Source organism: Streptomyces diversicolor, from assembly GCF_057537855.1.
In genome coordinates this window covers 35,701-51,846 of record NZ_BAAJXA010000045.1, presented here as the reverse complement: position 1 = coordinate 51,846, position 16,146 = coordinate 35,701, and the positions used below count along the sequence as shown (strand labels likewise).

14 protein-coding genes are annotated in these 16,146 nt (G+C 72.8%); 8 read left to right on the top strand and 6 right to left on the bottom strand.

Annotation, left to right across the window (positions count from 1 at the left end; genetic code table 11):
- Window positions 1-98: 98 nt before the first annotated feature.
- Window positions 99-776 (bottom strand): spermidine synthase family protein, encoded by a 678-nt coding sequence (locus tag AC27LF_RS37220; RefSeq protein WP_479660748.1) that lies wholly within the window; start codon window positions 774-776, stop codon window positions 99-101.
- Window positions 777-1,010: 234 nt separating this feature from the next.
- On the opposite strand from AC27LF_RS37220, the gene AC27LF_RS37215 reads away from it, so the two are divergent.
- Window positions 1,011-1,805, top strand: a complete 795-nt coding sequence (locus tag AC27LF_RS37215) for a rhomboid-like protein (protein WP_479660747.1) — start codon at window positions 1,011-1,013, stop codon at window positions 1,803-1,805.
- Window positions 1,806-2,139: 334 nt separating this feature from the next.
- On the top strand, window positions 2,140-4,572 hold the full coding sequence (gene lon / locus AC27LF_RS37210) for an endopeptidase La (protein ID WP_479660746.1): 2,433 nt from the start codon (window positions 2,140-2,142) through the stop codon (window positions 4,570-4,572).
- 69 nt (window positions 4,573-4,641) lie between these two features.
- Here lon and AC27LF_RS37205 read toward each other — a convergent pair whose 3' ends face one another.
- Window positions 4,642-5,463 carry a lysozyme gene (locus AC27LF_RS37205; RefSeq protein WP_479660745.1) on the bottom strand — a complete coding sequence of 274 codons (822 nt, stop codon included), beginning with the start codon at window positions 5,461-5,463 and terminating at the stop codon, window positions 4,642-4,644.
- A gap of 218 nt (window positions 5,464-5,681) precedes the next feature.
- On the opposite strand from AC27LF_RS37205, the gene AC27LF_RS37200 reads away from it, so the two are divergent.
- The gene (locus AC27LF_RS37200) at window positions 5,682-6,173 is read left to right on the top strand and encodes a MarR family winged helix-turn-helix transcriptional regulator (protein WP_479660744.1); all 492 of its coding nucleotides are present in this window, start codon (window positions 5,682-5,684) and stop codon (window positions 6,171-6,173) included.
- 316 nt (window positions 6,174-6,489) lie between these two features.
- Here AC27LF_RS37200 and AC27LF_RS37195 read toward each other — a convergent pair whose 3' ends face one another.
- On the bottom strand, window positions 6,490-7,281 hold the full coding sequence (locus AC27LF_RS37195; RefSeq protein ID WP_479660743.1) for a hypothetical protein: 792 nt from the start codon (window positions 7,279-7,281) through the stop codon (window positions 6,490-6,492).
- A gap of 397 nt (window positions 7,282-7,678) precedes the next feature.
- Between AC27LF_RS37195 and AC27LF_RS37190 the strand changes: the two genes are divergently transcribed.
- From AC27LF_RS37190 to AC27LF_RS37170, 5 genes are read left to right on the top strand one after another with little or no spacing between them, the layout of a single operon-like run.
- Window positions 7,679-11,077: a sensor histidine kinase gene (locus AC27LF_RS37190; protein ID WP_479660742.1), complete on the top strand. Its 3,399-nt coding sequence runs from the start codon at window positions 7,679-7,681 to the stop codon at window positions 11,075-11,077.
- Complete coding sequence (locus tag AC27LF_RS37185) at window positions 11,074-11,577, top strand: roadblock/LC7 domain-containing protein (protein ID WP_404025914.1); 504 nt, start codon at window positions 11,074-11,076, stop codon at window positions 11,575-11,577. The genes AC27LF_RS37190 and AC27LF_RS37185 overlap by 4 nt, the downstream gene beginning before the upstream one ends.
- A complete protein-coding gene (locus tag AC27LF_RS37180; protein WP_479660741.1) occupies window positions 11,574-11,993 on the top strand; it encodes a DUF742 domain-containing protein in 420 nt (139 codons plus the stop codon). Before AC27LF_RS37185 ends, AC27LF_RS37180 begins: the two co-directional genes overlap by 4 nt.
- The gene (locus AC27LF_RS37175; protein ID WP_404025918.1) at window positions 11,974-12,612 is read left to right on the top strand and encodes a GTP-binding protein; all 639 of its coding nucleotides are present in this window, start codon (window positions 11,974-11,976) and stop codon (window positions 12,610-12,612) included. The genes AC27LF_RS37180 and AC27LF_RS37175 overlap by 20 nt, the downstream gene beginning before the upstream one ends.
- 40 nt (window positions 12,613-12,652) lie before the next feature.
- Complete coding sequence (locus AC27LF_RS37170; RefSeq protein ID WP_479660740.1) at window positions 12,653-13,906, top strand: styrene monooxygenase/indole monooxygenase family protein; 1,254 nt, start codon at window positions 12,653-12,655, stop codon at window positions 13,904-13,906.
- Window positions 13,907-13,981: 75 nt separating this feature from the next.
- Here AC27LF_RS37170 and AC27LF_RS37165 read toward each other — a convergent pair whose 3' ends face one another.
- The 3 genes from AC27LF_RS37165 to AC27LF_RS37155 all read right to left on the bottom strand — a co-directional run bounded on the left by AC27LF_RS37165 (window position 13,982) and on the right by AC27LF_RS37155 (window position 16,127).
- Window positions 13,982-15,022, bottom strand: coding sequence for a C40 family peptidase (locus AC27LF_RS37165; RefSeq protein ID WP_479660739.1), 1,041 nt, complete (start codon window positions 15,020-15,022; stop codon window positions 13,982-13,984).
- Window positions 15,023-15,136: 114 nt separating this feature from the next.
- The gene (locus AC27LF_RS37160; RefSeq protein ID WP_479660738.1) at window positions 15,137-15,463 is read right to left on the bottom strand and encodes a hypothetical protein; all 327 of its coding nucleotides are present in this window, start codon (window positions 15,461-15,463) and stop codon (window positions 15,137-15,139) included.
- Window positions 15,464-15,473: 10 nt separating this feature from the next.
- Window positions 15,474-16,127, bottom strand: a complete 654-nt coding sequence (locus AC27LF_RS37155; protein WP_479660737.1) for a TetR/AcrR family transcriptional regulator — start codon at window positions 16,125-16,127, stop codon at window positions 15,474-15,476.
- Window positions 16,128-16,146 lie beyond the last annotated feature (19 nt).

Sequence of the window (16,146 nt, the reverse complement as noted above, 5' to 3'; positions counted from 1 at the left end):
TGTGCTTTCCGGAATCCGTGGGGTGATCCCATGACTGCGATTGACGCTTGAATGATCCGCGTCAGGGAAGCACATTACGGTGACAGACCGTGCCGTCGCTATCCAGGTCGTACGGCGAGGTGCACGACGTCCGGAACGCCCCGGGCAACGGGGATCTCTTCGGTACGCACCTGCTGGAACCCGGCATTCTGCAAGGTTCCTTCAAATTCCGGAGAGGGCTGCGCCGACCACACCGCGAGTACCCCGCCGGGCCTCAACACCCTTGCGCAGTCCGTCAGTCCGGCCGGTGCGTAGAGGCCGCCGTTGCCCTCGGTGACCGTCCAGCCGGGCCCGTTGTCGATGTCCAGGCACAGCGCGTCGAACGTGGTGGACGTCTCATGGACGTACGCCACCAGGTCCGCCTCCACGATGCGGGTGCGCGGGTCGGCCAGGGCCGCGGCGGACACCTCGGCGAGCGGTCCGCCGCGATGCCAGTCGACGACCGCGGGTTCCCGTTCGACGACCGTGATCCGCCCCCAGCGGGGGTTCGCCGCGGCGTGTGCGAGCGAGAATCCGACTCCCAGGCCGCCGATCAGCACCTCCGGCGCCGTGCGGTCGTCCAGGGCGTCGAGCGCGGCGTCCACCAGCAGCCGCTCCGAGCGCCCGTCGGAGGTGTCCATCAGGAAGCAGCCGTTGGCGATGATCTGCAGCAGCGCGCCGTGCCGGCGCAGCACCACCTCGCCGTAGGGGCCCGCACGGCGGTCCAGGACTTCGGGAATGGCGTACGGCGTGGTCATGGCCCCATCCTGCCCGACATCCGGGGCCGGGCCTGCGGGCCGGTCACGGTTCCGTCCGCGGTCACGGGGGGCGGCGCGCGTCACCCGAACGAGCGGCGCGCCGCGGCCGTGTCTCCCCGTACGGCGCAGCCGGTTCCTCTGAGCATCCTGTGAATCCGGTGACGCGTGGCGCCGGTCATAGACAGCGGCCCCCGCGGAGCGAAGGCTGGGGCCGAGCGGAAGGAGCGCCTGACGGTGGAACGGACCGCGGAGGCGGCGACCACGGCCCCGCCCACGCGCCTCACGGACGCCCCCGAGCCGGTCGGGAGCCGGGCGGCCGAGCTGCTGGACGGAATGCCGCGGCAGCGGGGCCCCGCGCCGTCGGCGGCACCGCCGGTCGCACGGACGCTGTGCGTCCCGCGGGCCTGGCGGCTGCTGCCCACGCCCGCCGGTACGCCGTTCACCTTCGCCTACGCGGCCCTGCTCGCCGCGACCTCACTGATCGCCTCGTTCGCCGACCGGTCCCTGGTGCACGCCCTCCAGCAGGGATCGAGCACGGACGTGGCCCACCTGATGGGCGCGCCCGGCGCGGTGCTGGTGGCGAGCGCGCTGTGGATCGCCGGCGGGGTCGCCTCGCCGTACGCGCTCGGCTTCCTGCTGGTCCTCACCGCGCTGGAGCGGCGCGTCGGCGCCCTGCGCGCGGCCGGTGTCTTCCTGCTCGGACACGTGGTGGCCACGCTGGCGACCGAGGTACCCGTAGGGCTCGCCGTGCTCGCCGGGCAACTGCCGGCTACCTCGCTGCACCGCCTCGACTACGGCATCAGCTTCGGCGTGGCCGCCGTCACCGGGGCCCTGGCCGGGCTGGTCGCGCCCTGGCTGCGGTGGACGCTGCTGGGCCTGTTCGGCGGGATGGTCGCCGCGGACCTGATCGAGTTCGCCGACCCGATGACCGACTGGGGCCATCTCATCGCGCTGACCATCGGCGTCGCGACCTGGCCCCTGACCCGCCGCTCGCCCCACCCCCCGACGCAGCCCGCACCTGTCATCTGAGCCGGTGTGCCCCGAAGGGGCGCGGGGAACTGCGCGACCAACCACAACGAACCGGCACTCGGTATCTGAGCTGGTGTGCCCCGAGGGGGCGCGGGGAACTGCGCGACCAACCACAACGAACCGGCACTCGGTATCTGAGCTGGTGTGCCCCCGAAGGGGCGCGGGGAACTGCGCGGGCAACCACAACGCGCCCGCACCCGGCGGCCGTCCCGCTCCGCGACGGCGACCCCCCGGCGGCCTGGTGATCGCTCAGAGCGAACGGGGGGCGGGGAACAATCGGAGGCTCACGTGCATTGAGTCGGCATAGCTCAACTTGACTGCCGAAGGGGAGATCATGGCTGCTGAGTCCGCGGCGTTCACAACGCTCACCCTGCCCGTGCTGCCGCTCGACGACGAGGTCGTGCTGCCCGGGATGGTGGTTCCGCTGGACCTCAACGACACCGACGTACGCGCCGCGGTGGAGGCCGCCCAGGCCGCCGCCCGCGCGGAACCGGGCAAGCCCAGGGTCCTGCTGGTCCCGCGCATCGACGGGACGTACGCGAGCACCGGTGTGCTCGGCACCGTCGAGCAGGTGGGCCGGCTGGCCGACGGCGACCCCGGCGCGCTGATCCGCGGCCGGAGCCGGGTGAGGATCGGCGCCGGGACCACCGGGCCGGGCGCGGCGCTGTGGGTCGAGGGGACCCGCATCGACGAGCAGGTGCCGGAGCCGCTGCCGGGCCACGTCGCCGAACTCGTCAAGGAGTACAAGGCCCTCGCCACCGCCTGGCTGCGCAAGCGCGGCGCATGGCAGGTCGTCGACCGCGTGCAGGCCATCGACGACGTCTCCGCGCTCGCCGACAACTCCGGCTACTCGCCGTTCCTGACCACCGAACAGAAGATCGAACTGCTGGAGACCGGCGACGCGGTGGCCCGGCTCAGGCTGGCCACCCAGCAGCTGCGCGACCACCTCGCCGAGCAGGACGTGGCCGAGACCATCGCCAAGGACGTCCAGGAGGGCGTCGACAAGCAGCAGCGCGAGTTCCTGCTCCGCCGCCAGTTGGAGGCGGTCCGCAAGGAACTGCGGGAGCTGAACGGCGAGAACGGCAAGGATTCGGCCGAGGAGTCCGACGACTACCGCGCCCGAGTGGAGGCCGCCGACCTGCCGGAGAAGGTCCGTGAGGCCGCGCTCAAGGAGGTCGACAAGCTGGAGCGGGCCAGCGACCAGTCCCCGGAGGGCTCCTGGATCCGCACCTGGCTCGACACGGTCCTGGAACTGCCGTGGAACGAGCGGACCGAGGATGCTTACGACATCCAGGGCGCCAAGGCGATCCTGGACGCCGAGCACGCGGGCCTGGAGGACGTGAAGGAGCGCATCACCGAGTACCTGGCGGTGCGCAAGCGCCGTACCGACCGGGGCCTCGGCGTGATCGGCGGCCGGCGCGGCGGCGCCGTGCTCGCGCTCGTCGGGCCGCCCGGTGTGGGCAAGACCAGCCTGGGCGAGTCCGTGGCGCACGCGATGGGCCGCAAGTTCGTCCGCGTCGCCCTCGGCGGCGTCCGGGACGAGGCCGAGATCCGCGGCCACCGGCGTACCTACGTCGGCGCGCTGCCCGGCCGGATCGTCCGCGCGATCAAGGAGGCCGGGTCGATGAACCCGGTGGTCCTGCTGGACGAGATCGACAAGGTCGGCTCGGACTTCCGCGGCGACCCGGCGGCGGCCCTGCTTGAGGTCCTGGACCCGGCGCAGAACCACACCTTCCGCGACCACTACCTGGAGGTCGAACTCGACCTGAGCGACGTCGTCTTCCTGGCGACGGCGAACGTGCTCGAAGCCATCCCGGAGGCCCTGCTCGACCGCATGGAGCTGGTCCGCCTGGACGGCTACACCGAGGACGAGAAGGTCGTCATCGCCCGCGACCACCTGCTCCCGCGCCAGCTGGAGCGGGCGGGCCTGGCCAAGGACGAGGTCACGCTCGACGAGAGCGCCCTGCGCAAGCTGGCAGGCGAGTACACGCGCGAGGCGGGCGTGCGCACCCTGGAGCGGTCCATCGCCCGGCTGCTGCGCAAGGTCGCGGCCCAGCACGAACTGGGCGAGCGCGAGCTGCCGTTCACCATCACGGACGCCGAACTGCGGGGCCTGATCGGCCGGCCGCACCATGTGCCCGAGTCCGCCCAGGACCCGGCGGAGCGCCGTACGGCCGTGCCGGGCGTGGCCACCGGCCTCGCGGTCACCGGGGCGGGCGGCGACGTCCTGTTCGTCGAGGCGTCCCTCGCGGACCCGGAGACCGGCGCGGCGGGCCTGACCCTGACCGGGCAGCTGGGCGACGTGATGAAGGAGTCGGCGCAGATCGCGCTGAGCTTCCTGCGCAGCCACGGCGCCGAGCTGGAACTGCCGGTGGCCGACCTGAAGGACCGGGGCGTGCACATCCACTTCCCGGCGGGCGCGGTGCCGAAGGACGGTCCGAGCGCCGGCGTCACCATGACGACGGCCCTGGCCTCGCTGCTGTCCGGCCGGCTGGTGCGCACGGACGTGGCGATGACCGGCGAGGTCTCGCTCACCGGCCGGGTGCTGCCGATCGGCGGGGTGAAGCAGAAGCTGCTGGCCGCGCACCGGGCCGGGGTGACGACCGTCGTCATCCCGAAGCGCAACGAGCCCGACCTGGACGACGTCCCGGCCGAGGTGCTGGACAAGCTCGACGTCCACACCGTCACGGATGTCCGTCAGGCCCTGGAGCTGGCCCTCGCGCCGGCCGCGAACGGCGCGGAGCCCGAGGTTCCGGTGGCGGCGTGACGGACGTCATCGGATGAAGGAAGGCCCGGGCCCCCTGCCGGGGACCCGGGCCTTCGCCTGCCTGGGAGGTCAGCCGTTGGCGAGTGCCTGCACCCGGTCCAGCGCCCCGTTGAACTTGTCGTGGTCCCCGACCGTCGGCCCGGTCGAGGTGTACTGCCACATGGTGTAGTAGCCCCAGCCGGCCGGGAGGGTGCCCACGTCGGAGGCGTAACGGGCGATCCACAGCGGGTTGGCGGACGCGAAGCCGCCGTAGTTGCCGGTGCACTGGGTCCACCAGCTGGTGGCCGTGTAGATGACGGCGTCGCGGCCCGTGCGGGCCTTGTACGTGTTCAGGAAGTCGGCGATCCAGCTGACCATCGCGGCGGCCGTCTTGCCGTAGCAGGCGGCGCCGTACGGGTTCCACTCGATGTCGAGGGCGCCCGGGAGGGTCTTGCCGTCCCGGGACCAGCCGCCGCCGTGGTCGACGAAGTAGTTGGCCTGGGCGGCGCCGCTCGTGGTGTCGGGGGTCGCGAAGTGGTACGCGCCGCGGATCATGCCGACGTTGTAGGAGCCGTTGTACTGCTGGGCGAAGTAGGGGTTCGTGTAGTACGTGCCCTCCGTCGCCTTCGTGTAGGCCCACCTGACCCCGCTGTTCCACAGGGTCGACCAGGCGACGTTGCCCTGGTAGCTGGCGACGTCGACGCCCTCGGTCTGGGTGGCGTCACCGGTGCGGGGCATGCCGCTCTGGCCGTCGTGCGCCAGGACGCCCATGCCCATGTAGGCGGAGCCGCGGGCGGGCGTGGTGGCGGCCTGGGCGCTGGTGAGGGGGAGGGTGAGGGACAGGGCGGCCAGCAGCGTCACGAACAGGGCCGTGAATCTGCGGCGGGTGGTGCCGGGTCTGTGCACGGGCATGGCGTGCCTCCGAGGAGTGGGTGGGGGGACCGCGGATGACGACTGGCGTGAGCATGCCAGTAATTGCCTGGCAGAGAAGCTACGCACGTAGACCGCGCCGTGGGAAGGGGCCCCGGAGGCTGCCGTTGGTCTACGCCTGCGAAATACTTACGGAGCTGCGGCGATGGCGGCACGTGGCGGAAACTTTCAGAACCGCGAAACCGATCAGGGGTGCTGACGTGCACGAGGACGCGAACGGCGACGGACGGCCCGTCGCCGGCCGGCTGTCGGCGAGTGGTGCAGACCAGGAATTCCTGGCGCTGGAACGCGAGTTGACGATGCTGCTGCGGCGTGCCCGGGCCAACCAGGGCGAGATGGCCCGCGAGGTCCACCCCGATCTGGAGCCCGCCGCGTACGGCCTGCTCGTCCTGCTGGAGGAACACGGTCGGCAGCGCGCCACCGACCTCGCCGGCTACATCGGCGTCGGCAAGGCCACCATGTCCCGCCAGCTGCGCGCCCTTGAGCAGCTGGGGCTGGTCGGCCGCGAGCCCGACCCCGCGGACGGCCGCGCCTGGCTGGTGGCCCTGACCGAGGAGGGCCGCGGCCGGGTGGTCCGGGTGCGCGAGGCCCGCCGCGCCCGCTACGTCCGCCAGCTCGCCCACTGGGACCGCAGCGAGGTCGCGGAACTGGCCCGGCTGCTCCACCAGTTGAACGGCGTCATGGAGAAGTAGGCCATCGAGGGGCAGGCCACGCAGCGGCGCGTCCTGGTCGTGACGGGGCGGGGCGTGGCGGGATGCGTCCTGGAGGGGCGGGGCCTGGCGCGGTGGGCCGCTGTGAAGGGGCGGGGTGTGGAGTGGTGGGTCCTGTCGGGGCGGGGCTTGGCGCGGTAGGCCGTGGGCGGGTGGGTCCTGCCGGGGCGGGGCGTGAAGAGGCAGGTCGTGGCGGGGTGCGTCCTGGGAGGGCGGGGCCTGGCGGGGTCGGCCGTGGTGGGGTGACGGATGTGGCTCGGTCATGCTGGGTGGGGCCCGGCTCTCAGGACGGCCGCGGTCAGCGCAGTTCCGCGTAGACCACCGTCGCGTCGTCGTGCGTCTTGCTGCGCCCCAGATGCCTGCGTTCCTCGCGGTCGGCCGTCTCCAGGGCCCGTACCCGGTCGACCAGGGCCCGTGCGCCCTCCTTCCGGAGCAGAGTGAAGCAGTCCGCCCAGTCGCCCTCGTGGAACTTCTCCACCCAGCGTGTCGCCCCGTCCGTCAGCGCGGCCAGGGCGCGGACCTCATGGCTCGGCACGCTCCCCGTCACCGCGCGGGCGGCGACCGACGGGTCCGCCGCGGCCGTGAAGAAGCCGCCCTCCTTGTTGCGGACCGTCGCGTCCGCCACCGCGTCCGAGGCCAGCGCGGCGCGGGGCAGCCGGGCCAGCCGGTCGTCCTGGACCGCGGTGACCGTGCCGGCGGGCGACTCCAGCAGCAGGGTGGAGTCGGACAGGACCAGGTACTCCAGCAGGTCGGCCGACCAGCGGACCAGGACGACGGTCGCCTGGGGCGTGCGCGGGTGAGAAAGGTCACAGGTGAACGCGTGCGCCTCGGCTGTACGGAGAATCGCCCGGGAGAGAATCTCCGACAGCGTCAGATCTCGGTCGGAAACGGTCAGTTCGGTCAGTGCGCCGCCGAGTCGCGCGGTGAACCACGGGACGGAATGCAGACATCCCGTCCCGTCCTCCGGCGGGGTCACCCCGTCCAGGACGATCACGCAACCGCCCTGTCCGCAGGCCGGTAGTCCGACACCGGCGAAGTCCTCGTCGGGACGGTCCGGGTCGCCGGGCTCGGAAACGACGTCAGTACGCATCCAGCCAGTCTGCACGAGCCCTTCACAAGGTCTGTCAAAGACCCCCTACGGTGGCCGCATCGACGCGACAGCGCAGGTCAGCCGCCGGGTTTGCGGGGGAATGACACACTCCGGGAACGCGTGGCGGCGAATCCTGCCAAAGCCTGCCGCCCGCGTCCAACCGGCCCGCCCGAAACCGCCCCGGCGCTTGCCGGAGGAACTTGCCCGCCAACTCCCCTCCGAGGTTCACTCCTTCGGGTGGCGGGCCAGGTGATGCATGACCGCCGACCACCGGCACTGGGAGGGTCGGAACGGACCGTACCGGGTGTACACACCACCTTGGCATCGACGACGAGCATCGAGACGGCGGGGTGCCACCCGGACCCATGGGCAGACGAGTTCAGGAATGCGAGCACCGGTGCAGATGAAGCGGCCTCGGCGCAAAGGCAGGCAGACGACCCCCGAAGGGAGCGCCGGGCACACATCCGTCGGCACCGGCCGCCCCACCCACGTACGCAACCGGCTGATCGTCGCCGTGGCCGTGGTGGCCGCGGCCGTCGCCGGGGCCGGCACCCCGTCCCTGCTCGCCGCCTCCGGACAGCTGAGCGACACCCAGGAACTGGTGACCTTCGCCGGACGCACCGAGAGCGCGCTGACCCTCGCGCACGCGCTCGCCGACGAACGCGACGAGGTCACCTCCTACATCGCCGCGGGCCGCCCCAAGTCCAAGGCACCCTCCGAGGACCGCGGCGCCCGCGTCGACCAGCAGGTCGAGGACCTGCGCGCCGACCCCGACACGCCCTCCGGGCTGCGCGCGGACCTCGACGCCATCGCCTCCGTCCGGCGGGCCGCGCTCACCGGCAAGAGCACCGCGCTGGAAGCCCACCAGGGCTACACCGCCACCATCACCGACCTGCACCGGCTGGCCGGGGAACTGGCCGAGCGGATGCCCGAGCGGGCGGGCTCCGGCGCCTACGCACTCGCCGAGCTCGACCTCGCCGTCCAGCAGTCCGCCGCCGCCCGCGGGCTGCTCCTCGCGGCCCTGAACGTGCCGAGCACCACCCAGACGGTGATCGACCCCATCACCGGACTGCCCACGACGACCGCGGTCACCTCCGAGGCCGACAAGAAGCAGCGCGACGCCCTCACCGCCGCCGCCCAGCAGGCCCGCCTGCGGGCCGACGCCGCCCTCGCCGACTTCCGCGACGGCGCGCCCAAGCCGGCCGTCACGACGTACGACTCCACGGTCACCGGCCCCGAGGTCAACTCCGCCGACAAATACCTCGCCGCCCTCACCGACCAGCCGACGCTCTCCGACGGCGAACTGGCCACCAGCACCAAGAAGCTGGACGCCGCGCTGTCCTCGCGGGTCGACCTGATGCGGGGCGTGGAGTCCTCGCTCTACGACCGCCGCACCAAGGACCTGGAACTCCTGCGCGACGACGACGTCACCGCGCTGGAGATCCGTATCGCCGCCCTCGGCGCCCTGCTGCTGATCGCCGTCGGCATCGCCACCGGGCTGGCCCGCACCCTCACCCGCCCGCTCTCGGTGCTGCGCCGCGGCTCGGCACGGCTGGCCGACGCCGAGAACCCGTCGGCCGAGGAACCCATCACGTTCACCGGCCGCAACGACGAGTTCGCCCAGGCCGTCCGCTCCGTCAACACCCTGCACGCGCGTGCCGCCGCCCTGTACGAGCGCGTCGCCACCCTGGAGGCCGACCGCAAACACCTGGTCGGCCAGCGCCAGAAGATGGCCGACGCCCGCGAGGAACTGCGGGCCGAACTCGCGTCCGCGCAGGCGCACCTGGAGCAGGTGCGGGGCGGCATCGGCGGCACGTTCGTGAACCTGGCGCTGCGCACGCTCGGCCTGGTCGAGCGGCAGCTGGCCGTCATCGAGGGCCTTGAGGAACGCGAGCAGGACCCCGACCGGCTGGCCACGCTGTTCAAGCTCGACCACTTCGCCACGGTCATGCGCAGGCACAGCGAGAACCTGCTGGTCCTCGCCGGGACCGAGCACGTGCAGAACCACCACGGGCCGGTGCCGCTGGTCGACGTGGTACGGGCCGCGGTCAGCGAGATCGAACGCTACGAGCGGGTGCGCATCGCCGCGCTGCCGCCGCACGCCCACGTGGCCGGCTTCGCGGCCGACGACGTCTCCCATCTGCTGGCCGAACTGATGGAGAACGCCACCTCGTTCTCCCCGCCGGACCTGCCCGTCGAGATCTCCGGCTGGCTGCTGGAGAGCGGCGAGGTGATGCTCTCGGTGCAGGACGAGGGCATCGGCATGGCCGCCGAGCGGCTGGAACGGCTCAACGCCCGGCTCGCCGACTTCGACCCGGAGGCGGCGTACGGCCAGGAGAGCGAGGACGGTCTCGGGCTCGGCCTGTACGTCGTGGCCCGCCTCGCGCACCGGCACGGCGTGCGGGTGCAGTTGCGCGAGCAGAAGCAGGGCGGGGTGGCCGCGGTCGTGGTCCTCACCCAGGATCTGCTGACGAGCGCACCGGCGAAGGCCGTGCCGTCCCCGGCGGCCGCGGTCGGCGGCGCCCGGCCCGTCTCCCTGCCCGGCGCGGACGCCGAGGCCAACTCCAATGTGCTGCACGGCCGGACGGCCGACGCCGACCCGCTGGTCGCGCTCGCCGAGCAGACCGTACGGGACGCGGCCGGCACGGACGGCCTCCCGCACGCCCCCACACCGCCGCACCCCAGGACCGGCCACCCGGAGCCCGAGCACGCCCCGTCCGCACACACCCGGACACCGGAACACCCGGCGGGGCACGCGGACGGGAATGATCCCGGCGAGCACGCCGCGGCGCCGGGGCAGCCGGCCGGGCAGGCGGGGCAGGCGGAGGCACCGGCGGACAGGAACGGCCCGGCCGAGTACGCCGCGGCGCCGGGATACCGGGAGGGGCAGACGGAGGCACCGGCCGACGGACGCGGTCCCGGCGGGCACGCCGCGGCGCCGGGGCATCCGGCCGGGTCGGCGGGGCACGTGGATGCGTCGGCGGACGGAAGCCGTCCCGCCGAGCATGCCGAGTCGGGGTTCGGGGACGCGCCCGTGTCCGGGAGCCGTCCTGGCGGGCACGCCGCGGTGCCGGGGCCCTCGGCCGGGCAGGCGGGTCACGCGGACGGGCCGGCGGACGGTGGGCCCGGCGGATACGCCGAGGTTGGGCGCGGGGACGTACCGGCGGACGGGAACGGCCCGGCCGAGTACGCCGCGGCGCCGGGATACCGGGAGGGGCAGACGGAGGCACCGGCCGACGGACGTGGTCCCGGCGGGCATGCTGCCGTGTCTGAGCGTCCGGTGGGGCGTGGTGCCGGGCCGGGGTCCGTCGGGTCCTCGGAGCGGCTTGCCGAGACGACCATGGAGTTGCTGGCGCCCAATCCGGCGGCCGTCGACGCCGGGGCGGCCCGGCAGGGCGCACCCGTCACGGAGGCCGGGACCCAAGCGTTCCCCGCGCCCGGAACCCCCCGGTCCGGCGACGACGCCCAGGCGCCCGGCACCGCCCCCGAGGGGGAGACCGGCGACGAGGCGGCCCACGAGCGCACGCCCGACCTGCTCACCGCCAAGGGCCTGCCCAAACGCACCCCGAAGATCACCGCAACCGCCCCGGCCCCCCGCCGGCAGTCCGGGTCCGTGGACGCCGACGCCCTGCGCCGCAGGCTCGGCGGGTTCCGCCGCGGAGCGGAGGCCGGCCGCCGCGACGTCGCGGCGGAGATGGCGGAACAGACAGGCGAGACCAGCACACCCGCGGCCCAGACCGCGCAGCGCACGGCCGGAGAAGCCACGGGGGGCACCGTCGAGGAGGCAAGCAGTTGACCGCGCCCAGTACCTTCGGACTGAGCAGTGAGGCCCGCAACCTGCACTGGCTGCTGACGAACCTGGTCGAGGAGGTGCCGGGCATCCAGTCGGTCGCGGTGGTCTCCTCCGACGGCCTGCTGCTCCTGTCCTCCGACCCCGCCCGGGCCGCCGAGGCCCGAGAGGCCGGCGAGACGCCGCGCACCGGCCCCCGCGGCTCCGCCGCCGACCTGGCCACCATCGTCTCCGGCATCGGCAGCCTCACCCTCGGCGCCGCCAAACTGATGGACTCCGGCGGGGTCAAGCACACGATGGTCGCGATGGACGAGGGGAGCCTCTTCGTGATGTCGATCAGCGACGGCTCGCTGCTCGGAGTGCACGGCTCCGCGGACTGCGACATGAGCGTCGTGGCGTACCACATGGCGCTGTTCGTCGGCCGGGCCGGCCATGTGCTGACCCCCGAACTCCGCAGCGAGCTGCGAAAATCCCTGGAGTCCGAGTCGACGGGGAGCCCCCGATGAGCAGCACTCCGAAGAAGCTCCCGGTCCGCGGCGGCGACCGCAAACCCGCCCGGGTCCGTCCCTACTCGCTCACCGGCGGCCGCACCCGCTTCGGTCATGTCCTCCTCGTGGAGACGTTCGTGGCCAGCACCGAGGCCCTGGAGGCCCCGGAAGAGCGCAAGGAACTGACGAACAGTAAAGTCACCTCGCGGGTCATGCCGGAGATGCGGGCCATCGTCGAACTGTGCCGCCGCATGCGTACGGTGGCCGAGATCGCCGCGCTGCTGCACATGCCGCTCGGCGTGGTGCGGGTGCTCCTGAGCGACCTCGCGGACCAAGGAAAGATCCGTGTGTACGGAACCGGAACCGATCACGGCGTCGGCCGGCCGGACCGCGCTCTGCTGGAAAGGGTGCTGAGTGGACTCCGTCGTCTCTGACGCCGTCGGCGTCGCCCCCCTCGTCGTCGAGCCCGACGAGGAGCTGAAGTCCTGGCAGACGGACCGCACCCGGGCGCCCGCGGCCACGAAGATCGTCGTGGCGGGCGGCTTCGGCGTCGGCAAGACCACGCTGGTCACCGCCGTCTCGGAGATCACTCCGTTGCAGACCGAGGCGCTGATGACCGAGGCGAGCGAGGCCACCGACGACCTCACCGCCACGCCCGGCAAGCTGACCACCACCGTGGCCATGGACTTCGGCCGTCTCACGCTCGACGACGACCTGGTCCTCTACCTGTTCGGCACGCCGGGTCAGCAGCGGTTCTGGTTCATGTGGGACGACCTGGTGCGGGGTGCCATCGGCGCCGTCGTCCTCGCCGACACCCGCCGGCTCAAGGACTGCTTCCCGGCGCTCGACTACTTCGAGAGCTGCGGGGTGCCGTACGTCGTCGCCGTCAACCACTTCGACGGCAGCGAGCTGTTCGACCCGCAGGACGTCCGGGACGCGCTCACCGTTCCCGCGCACGTACCTGTCATGATCATGGATGCGCGGCGCCGGATATCGGTGATCGAGACCCTCCTCGCCCTCGTCGCCCACGCACTTGAGGAAACCCCCGAGTAGGCCGTAGGCCCACTGTCGCCCTCCAGGAGGCACCACCCGCATGCGGAAGATACTCGTCGTCGGAGCCGGCCAGTCCGGTCTCCAGCTCGCCCTCGGACTCCAGTCCCACGGCTACGAGGTCACCCTGATGTCGAACCGGACCGCGGACGAGATCCGCTCCGGCCGGGTCATGTCGACGCAGTGCATGTTCCACACGGCGCTGCAGCACGAGCGCGATCTCCAGCTGAACTTCTGGGAGTCCCAGGCCCCGAAGATCGAAGGGCTCGGCGTCTCGGTCGCGGCACCCGGCTCCTACGACCCCGGACCCGCGCAGCGGGCCATCGACTGGGTGGGCAAGCTGGACGGGTACGCGCAGTCCGTCGACCAGCGGGTGAAGATGGCCGGCTGGATGGAGACGTTCGCGCAGCGCGGCGGCCAACTGGTCATCCACGGCGCGGCGGTCGGCGACCTCGACTACTTCTCCCGCACCTACGACCTGGTGCTGGTCTCGGCGGGCAAGGGCGAGCTGGTGTCCATGTTCGCCCGCGACCCCGAGCGCTCGCCCTACAGCGAGCCGCAGCGGGCCCTCGCGGTGGCCTACGTGCACGGCCTCGGCCCGCGCCCGGAGCACCCCGAGTTCGACGCGGTGCGCTGCAACCTGGTGCCCGGCGTCGGCGAACTGTTCGTCATGCCGACCCTGACCACCTCCGGCCGCGCGGACATCCTGTTCTGGGAGGGCATACCGGGCGGACCGGTCGACGCCTTCGCGGGCGTCAAGGACCCGGGCGAACACCTCTCCCTGACCCTGGAACTCATGGAGCGGTTCACGCCCTGGGAGCACGCGCGGGCCACGAAGGCCGAACTGACCGACGCGGGCGGGGTGCTGGCCGGCCGTTACGCGCCCACCGTGCGCCATCCCGTGGGCCGGCTTCCCGGCGGTGGGCTGGTTCTCGGCGTGGCGGACGTCGTCGTCGCCAACGACCCGATCACCGGCCAGGGTTCCAACTCGGCGTCCAAGTGTGCGGCCTCCTATCTCGCGTCGATCCTCGAACACGGGGAGAAGGAGTTCGACGAGGCGTGGATGCGGGCCACGTTCGAGCGGTACTGGGAGACGGCCCGGCATGTCACCAAGTGGACCAACGCGATGCTTGCGCCGCCGCCGGAGCATGTGCTGAATCTGATCGGGGCGGCGGGGGAGTTGCAGCCGGTCGCGGATCGGTTCGCGAACGGGTTCAATGATCCGGCCGACTTTGAGAACTTCTTCTATGAGGCGGAGAAGTCGGAGGCGTACGTGGCTTCTGTGGCCGGGGCCTAATCGCCGCGGGGGCTGTGTGCGCGGGCGGCAGCGGGTACGTTGTGGCCGATCGCGCAGTTCCCCGCGCCCCTATGCCTATGAGGTGGCAGTTGGGTCGGGGCGTACTGCGCCGAGGATGGGGTTGGTGGCGATGGGGGAGATCTTTACTCGGTCGCCGGTGCGGGGGGCCTGGACCACCTTTCCGTCGCCCAGGTACATCGCCACGTGCGTGGCCTCGGGGAAGTAGACGACGAGGTCGCCCGGGCGCAGCTCGTCCAGCGGGACGTGGGCCAGCCGCGCCCACTGCTCCTGGCTGGTCCGCGGGATCGGGGTGCCGGCGTGCTCCCACGCCTGTGAGGTCAGCCCCGAGCAGTCGTACGCCCCCGGCCCCTGCGCACCCCACTGGTACGGCTTGCCGAGCTGCCGCACCGCGTAGCGCACCGCCTGGTCGCCCTGCCGCGACGGGGGCCGCGCGCTGCCGAGCGAGCCGGAGGCGACGAGCCCCCGCTGGGCGGCGTCGATGCCGTCCTGCTCGAACCGGGCGAGTTCGGCGAGCCGGTCGGCGCTGAGCGAGGCGAGCAGCTTCTCGACGTCGGCGAGCCGGTCACGCACGTCGTTCCGCTGCCGCTGCTGCCGCTCGGCGAGCCGGACCTGACCGTCGAGGGCCTTGCGGGCCTTGCGGACCAAGGCGTCCTGCTTCTTCTCCCCGGCCCGTAGCCGGTCCACCGTCCGCGCGCGGCCCCGGGCCACCTGGCCGATCACATGCCCCTCGTCGAGCGCGCGCTGCGGATCGCGGGCGAGCAGCAGCCGTACGTACGGGGACAGGGCGGTGCTGCCCTGGTACTGCTGCCGGGCGAGCCGCGCGGCGTCCCGGCGGCTGTCGTGCAGGGATCGCCGGGCGCGGGCCAGCTCCGCGTCGAGCCGTTCGACCTCGGCGCGCTGCCGGGCCAGCCGCTCCGCGGTGGCGTTGTAGGTCTCGGTGGACCGTTCGGCCTGCCGGTACAGCTTCTGAAGGTCCGTCAGCAGCTCGGCCACGGGCCGTTGCGGTGCCGGCGCGGCTGCGGCGGGTGCGGGCACGAGGGCGGCCTGGGCCGCGACCGCGACCGTACCCACCAGGCGCAGCAACCTTTCTGACACGTTGTCACCTCCGGTGCGGGCGGGCGTTTGTCGTATCTTCGCCTCCGCACCGTGGACATCAGGGGTACGCGCGCGACGCGCGCGCCGAAACGTGCGCGGTTCGGCGCAACCGCGTCACCCGTCGGTGTCATCCGGCTTGCCGGGCGACGCGGGATCCGCTCCGGCCGCCGGCCGGGACCAGGGCCACCGGAGCCCGGCGCCGCCCTTGGCCGACCTGCCGCCCTCGGCGTCGAACGTGTACTTCCAGCCCTGCACCAGACCCATGCGCCTGCTGTGGGCGCGGGGCACGCGGCGGTAGACGAGGACCGTGGGCGGCCCGCCGTGCGCGTCCGGCACCGGGATGCGGTACGTCTTCGGCGGGTGGCCGGTGAGGCCCAGCAGCACCGGGAGCACGCGCCCGTCCATGGGCCCGCCCTCGAACGGGATGTCCTGACTCTTCACGGCACCAGTGTCAGCCATCCTCGGCGAGCGCGGCGACGAGCGCCGCCGTCTGCGGGTCACGGCCCGCGGTGACCGTCAAGGCGGCCACGAACTGCTCGACCAGCCAGTCCCGCAGCTCGTCCAGGGGCGGCTGTTTGTCCTCGTCGAGCCAGATCAGCGAGGCCGCCTCCACGGCCGTGATCCACATCCGTACGGTCATCCGCAGCCGGGGACCGGGGTCGGTGATGCCGAGGTGGTGGTGGATGTGCACGGCGGCGGCCCGCCGGACGCCGTCCACGATCGCGGTGGTGCGGCTGGTCTCCACGACGCTGCCGCCCTGCAGAAGTGCGCTGAAGCCGGTGTCGTGCTGGTCGACGAAGGCGAGGTAGCGGTCCAGGGCGTGGGCCAGGCGGGCCAGCCGGGGGCCCTCGCGTGGCTCCTCGAAGCACTGCTCCAGCTCGTCGGCGGCGGACCCGAGGGCGGCCTCGTACAGCTGCTGCTTGCCGCCGGGAAAGTAGCGGTAGACCAGCGGGCGCGAGACCTTGGCCGCCTCCGCCACGTCGTCCAGGGACACGTCCTCGGGCGCGCGGTGCGCGAACAGCGACAGCGCGGCGTCGATGAGCTGACTGCGGCGCTCCTCGACGCTGAGCCGGCGGTAGGCGGGGCTGGCGGCCTGCGGGGTCATGACCGGCAGCGTAACCGCT

Coding starts and splice junctions, on each gene's coding strand:
- AC27LF_RS37220 (WP_479660748.1), bottom strand. CDS start 776: ATGACCACGCCGTACGCCATTCCCGAAGTCCTGGACCGCCGTGCGGGC.
- lon (WP_479660746.1), top strand. CDS start 2,140: ATGGCTGCTGAGTCCGCGGCGTTCACAACGCTCACCCTGCCCGTGCTG.
- AC27LF_RS37205 (WP_479660745.1), bottom strand. CDS start 5,463: ATGCCCGTGCACAGACCCGGCACCACCCGCCGCAGATTCACGGCCCTG.
- AC27LF_RS37195 (WP_479660743.1), bottom strand. CDS start 7,281: ATGCGTACTGACGTCGTTTCCGAGCCCGGCGACCCGGACCGTCCCGAC.
- AC27LF_RS37180 (WP_479660741.1), top strand. CDS start 11,574: ATGAGCAGCACTCCGAAGAAGCTCCCGGTCCGCGGCGGCGACCGCAAA.
- AC27LF_RS37170 (WP_479660740.1), top strand. CDS start 12,653: ATGCGGAAGATACTCGTCGTCGGAGCCGGCCAGTCCGGTCTCCAGCTC.
- AC27LF_RS37155 (WP_479660737.1), bottom strand. CDS start 16,127: ATGACCCCGCAGGCCGCCAGCCCCGCCTACCGCCGGCTCAGCGTCGAG.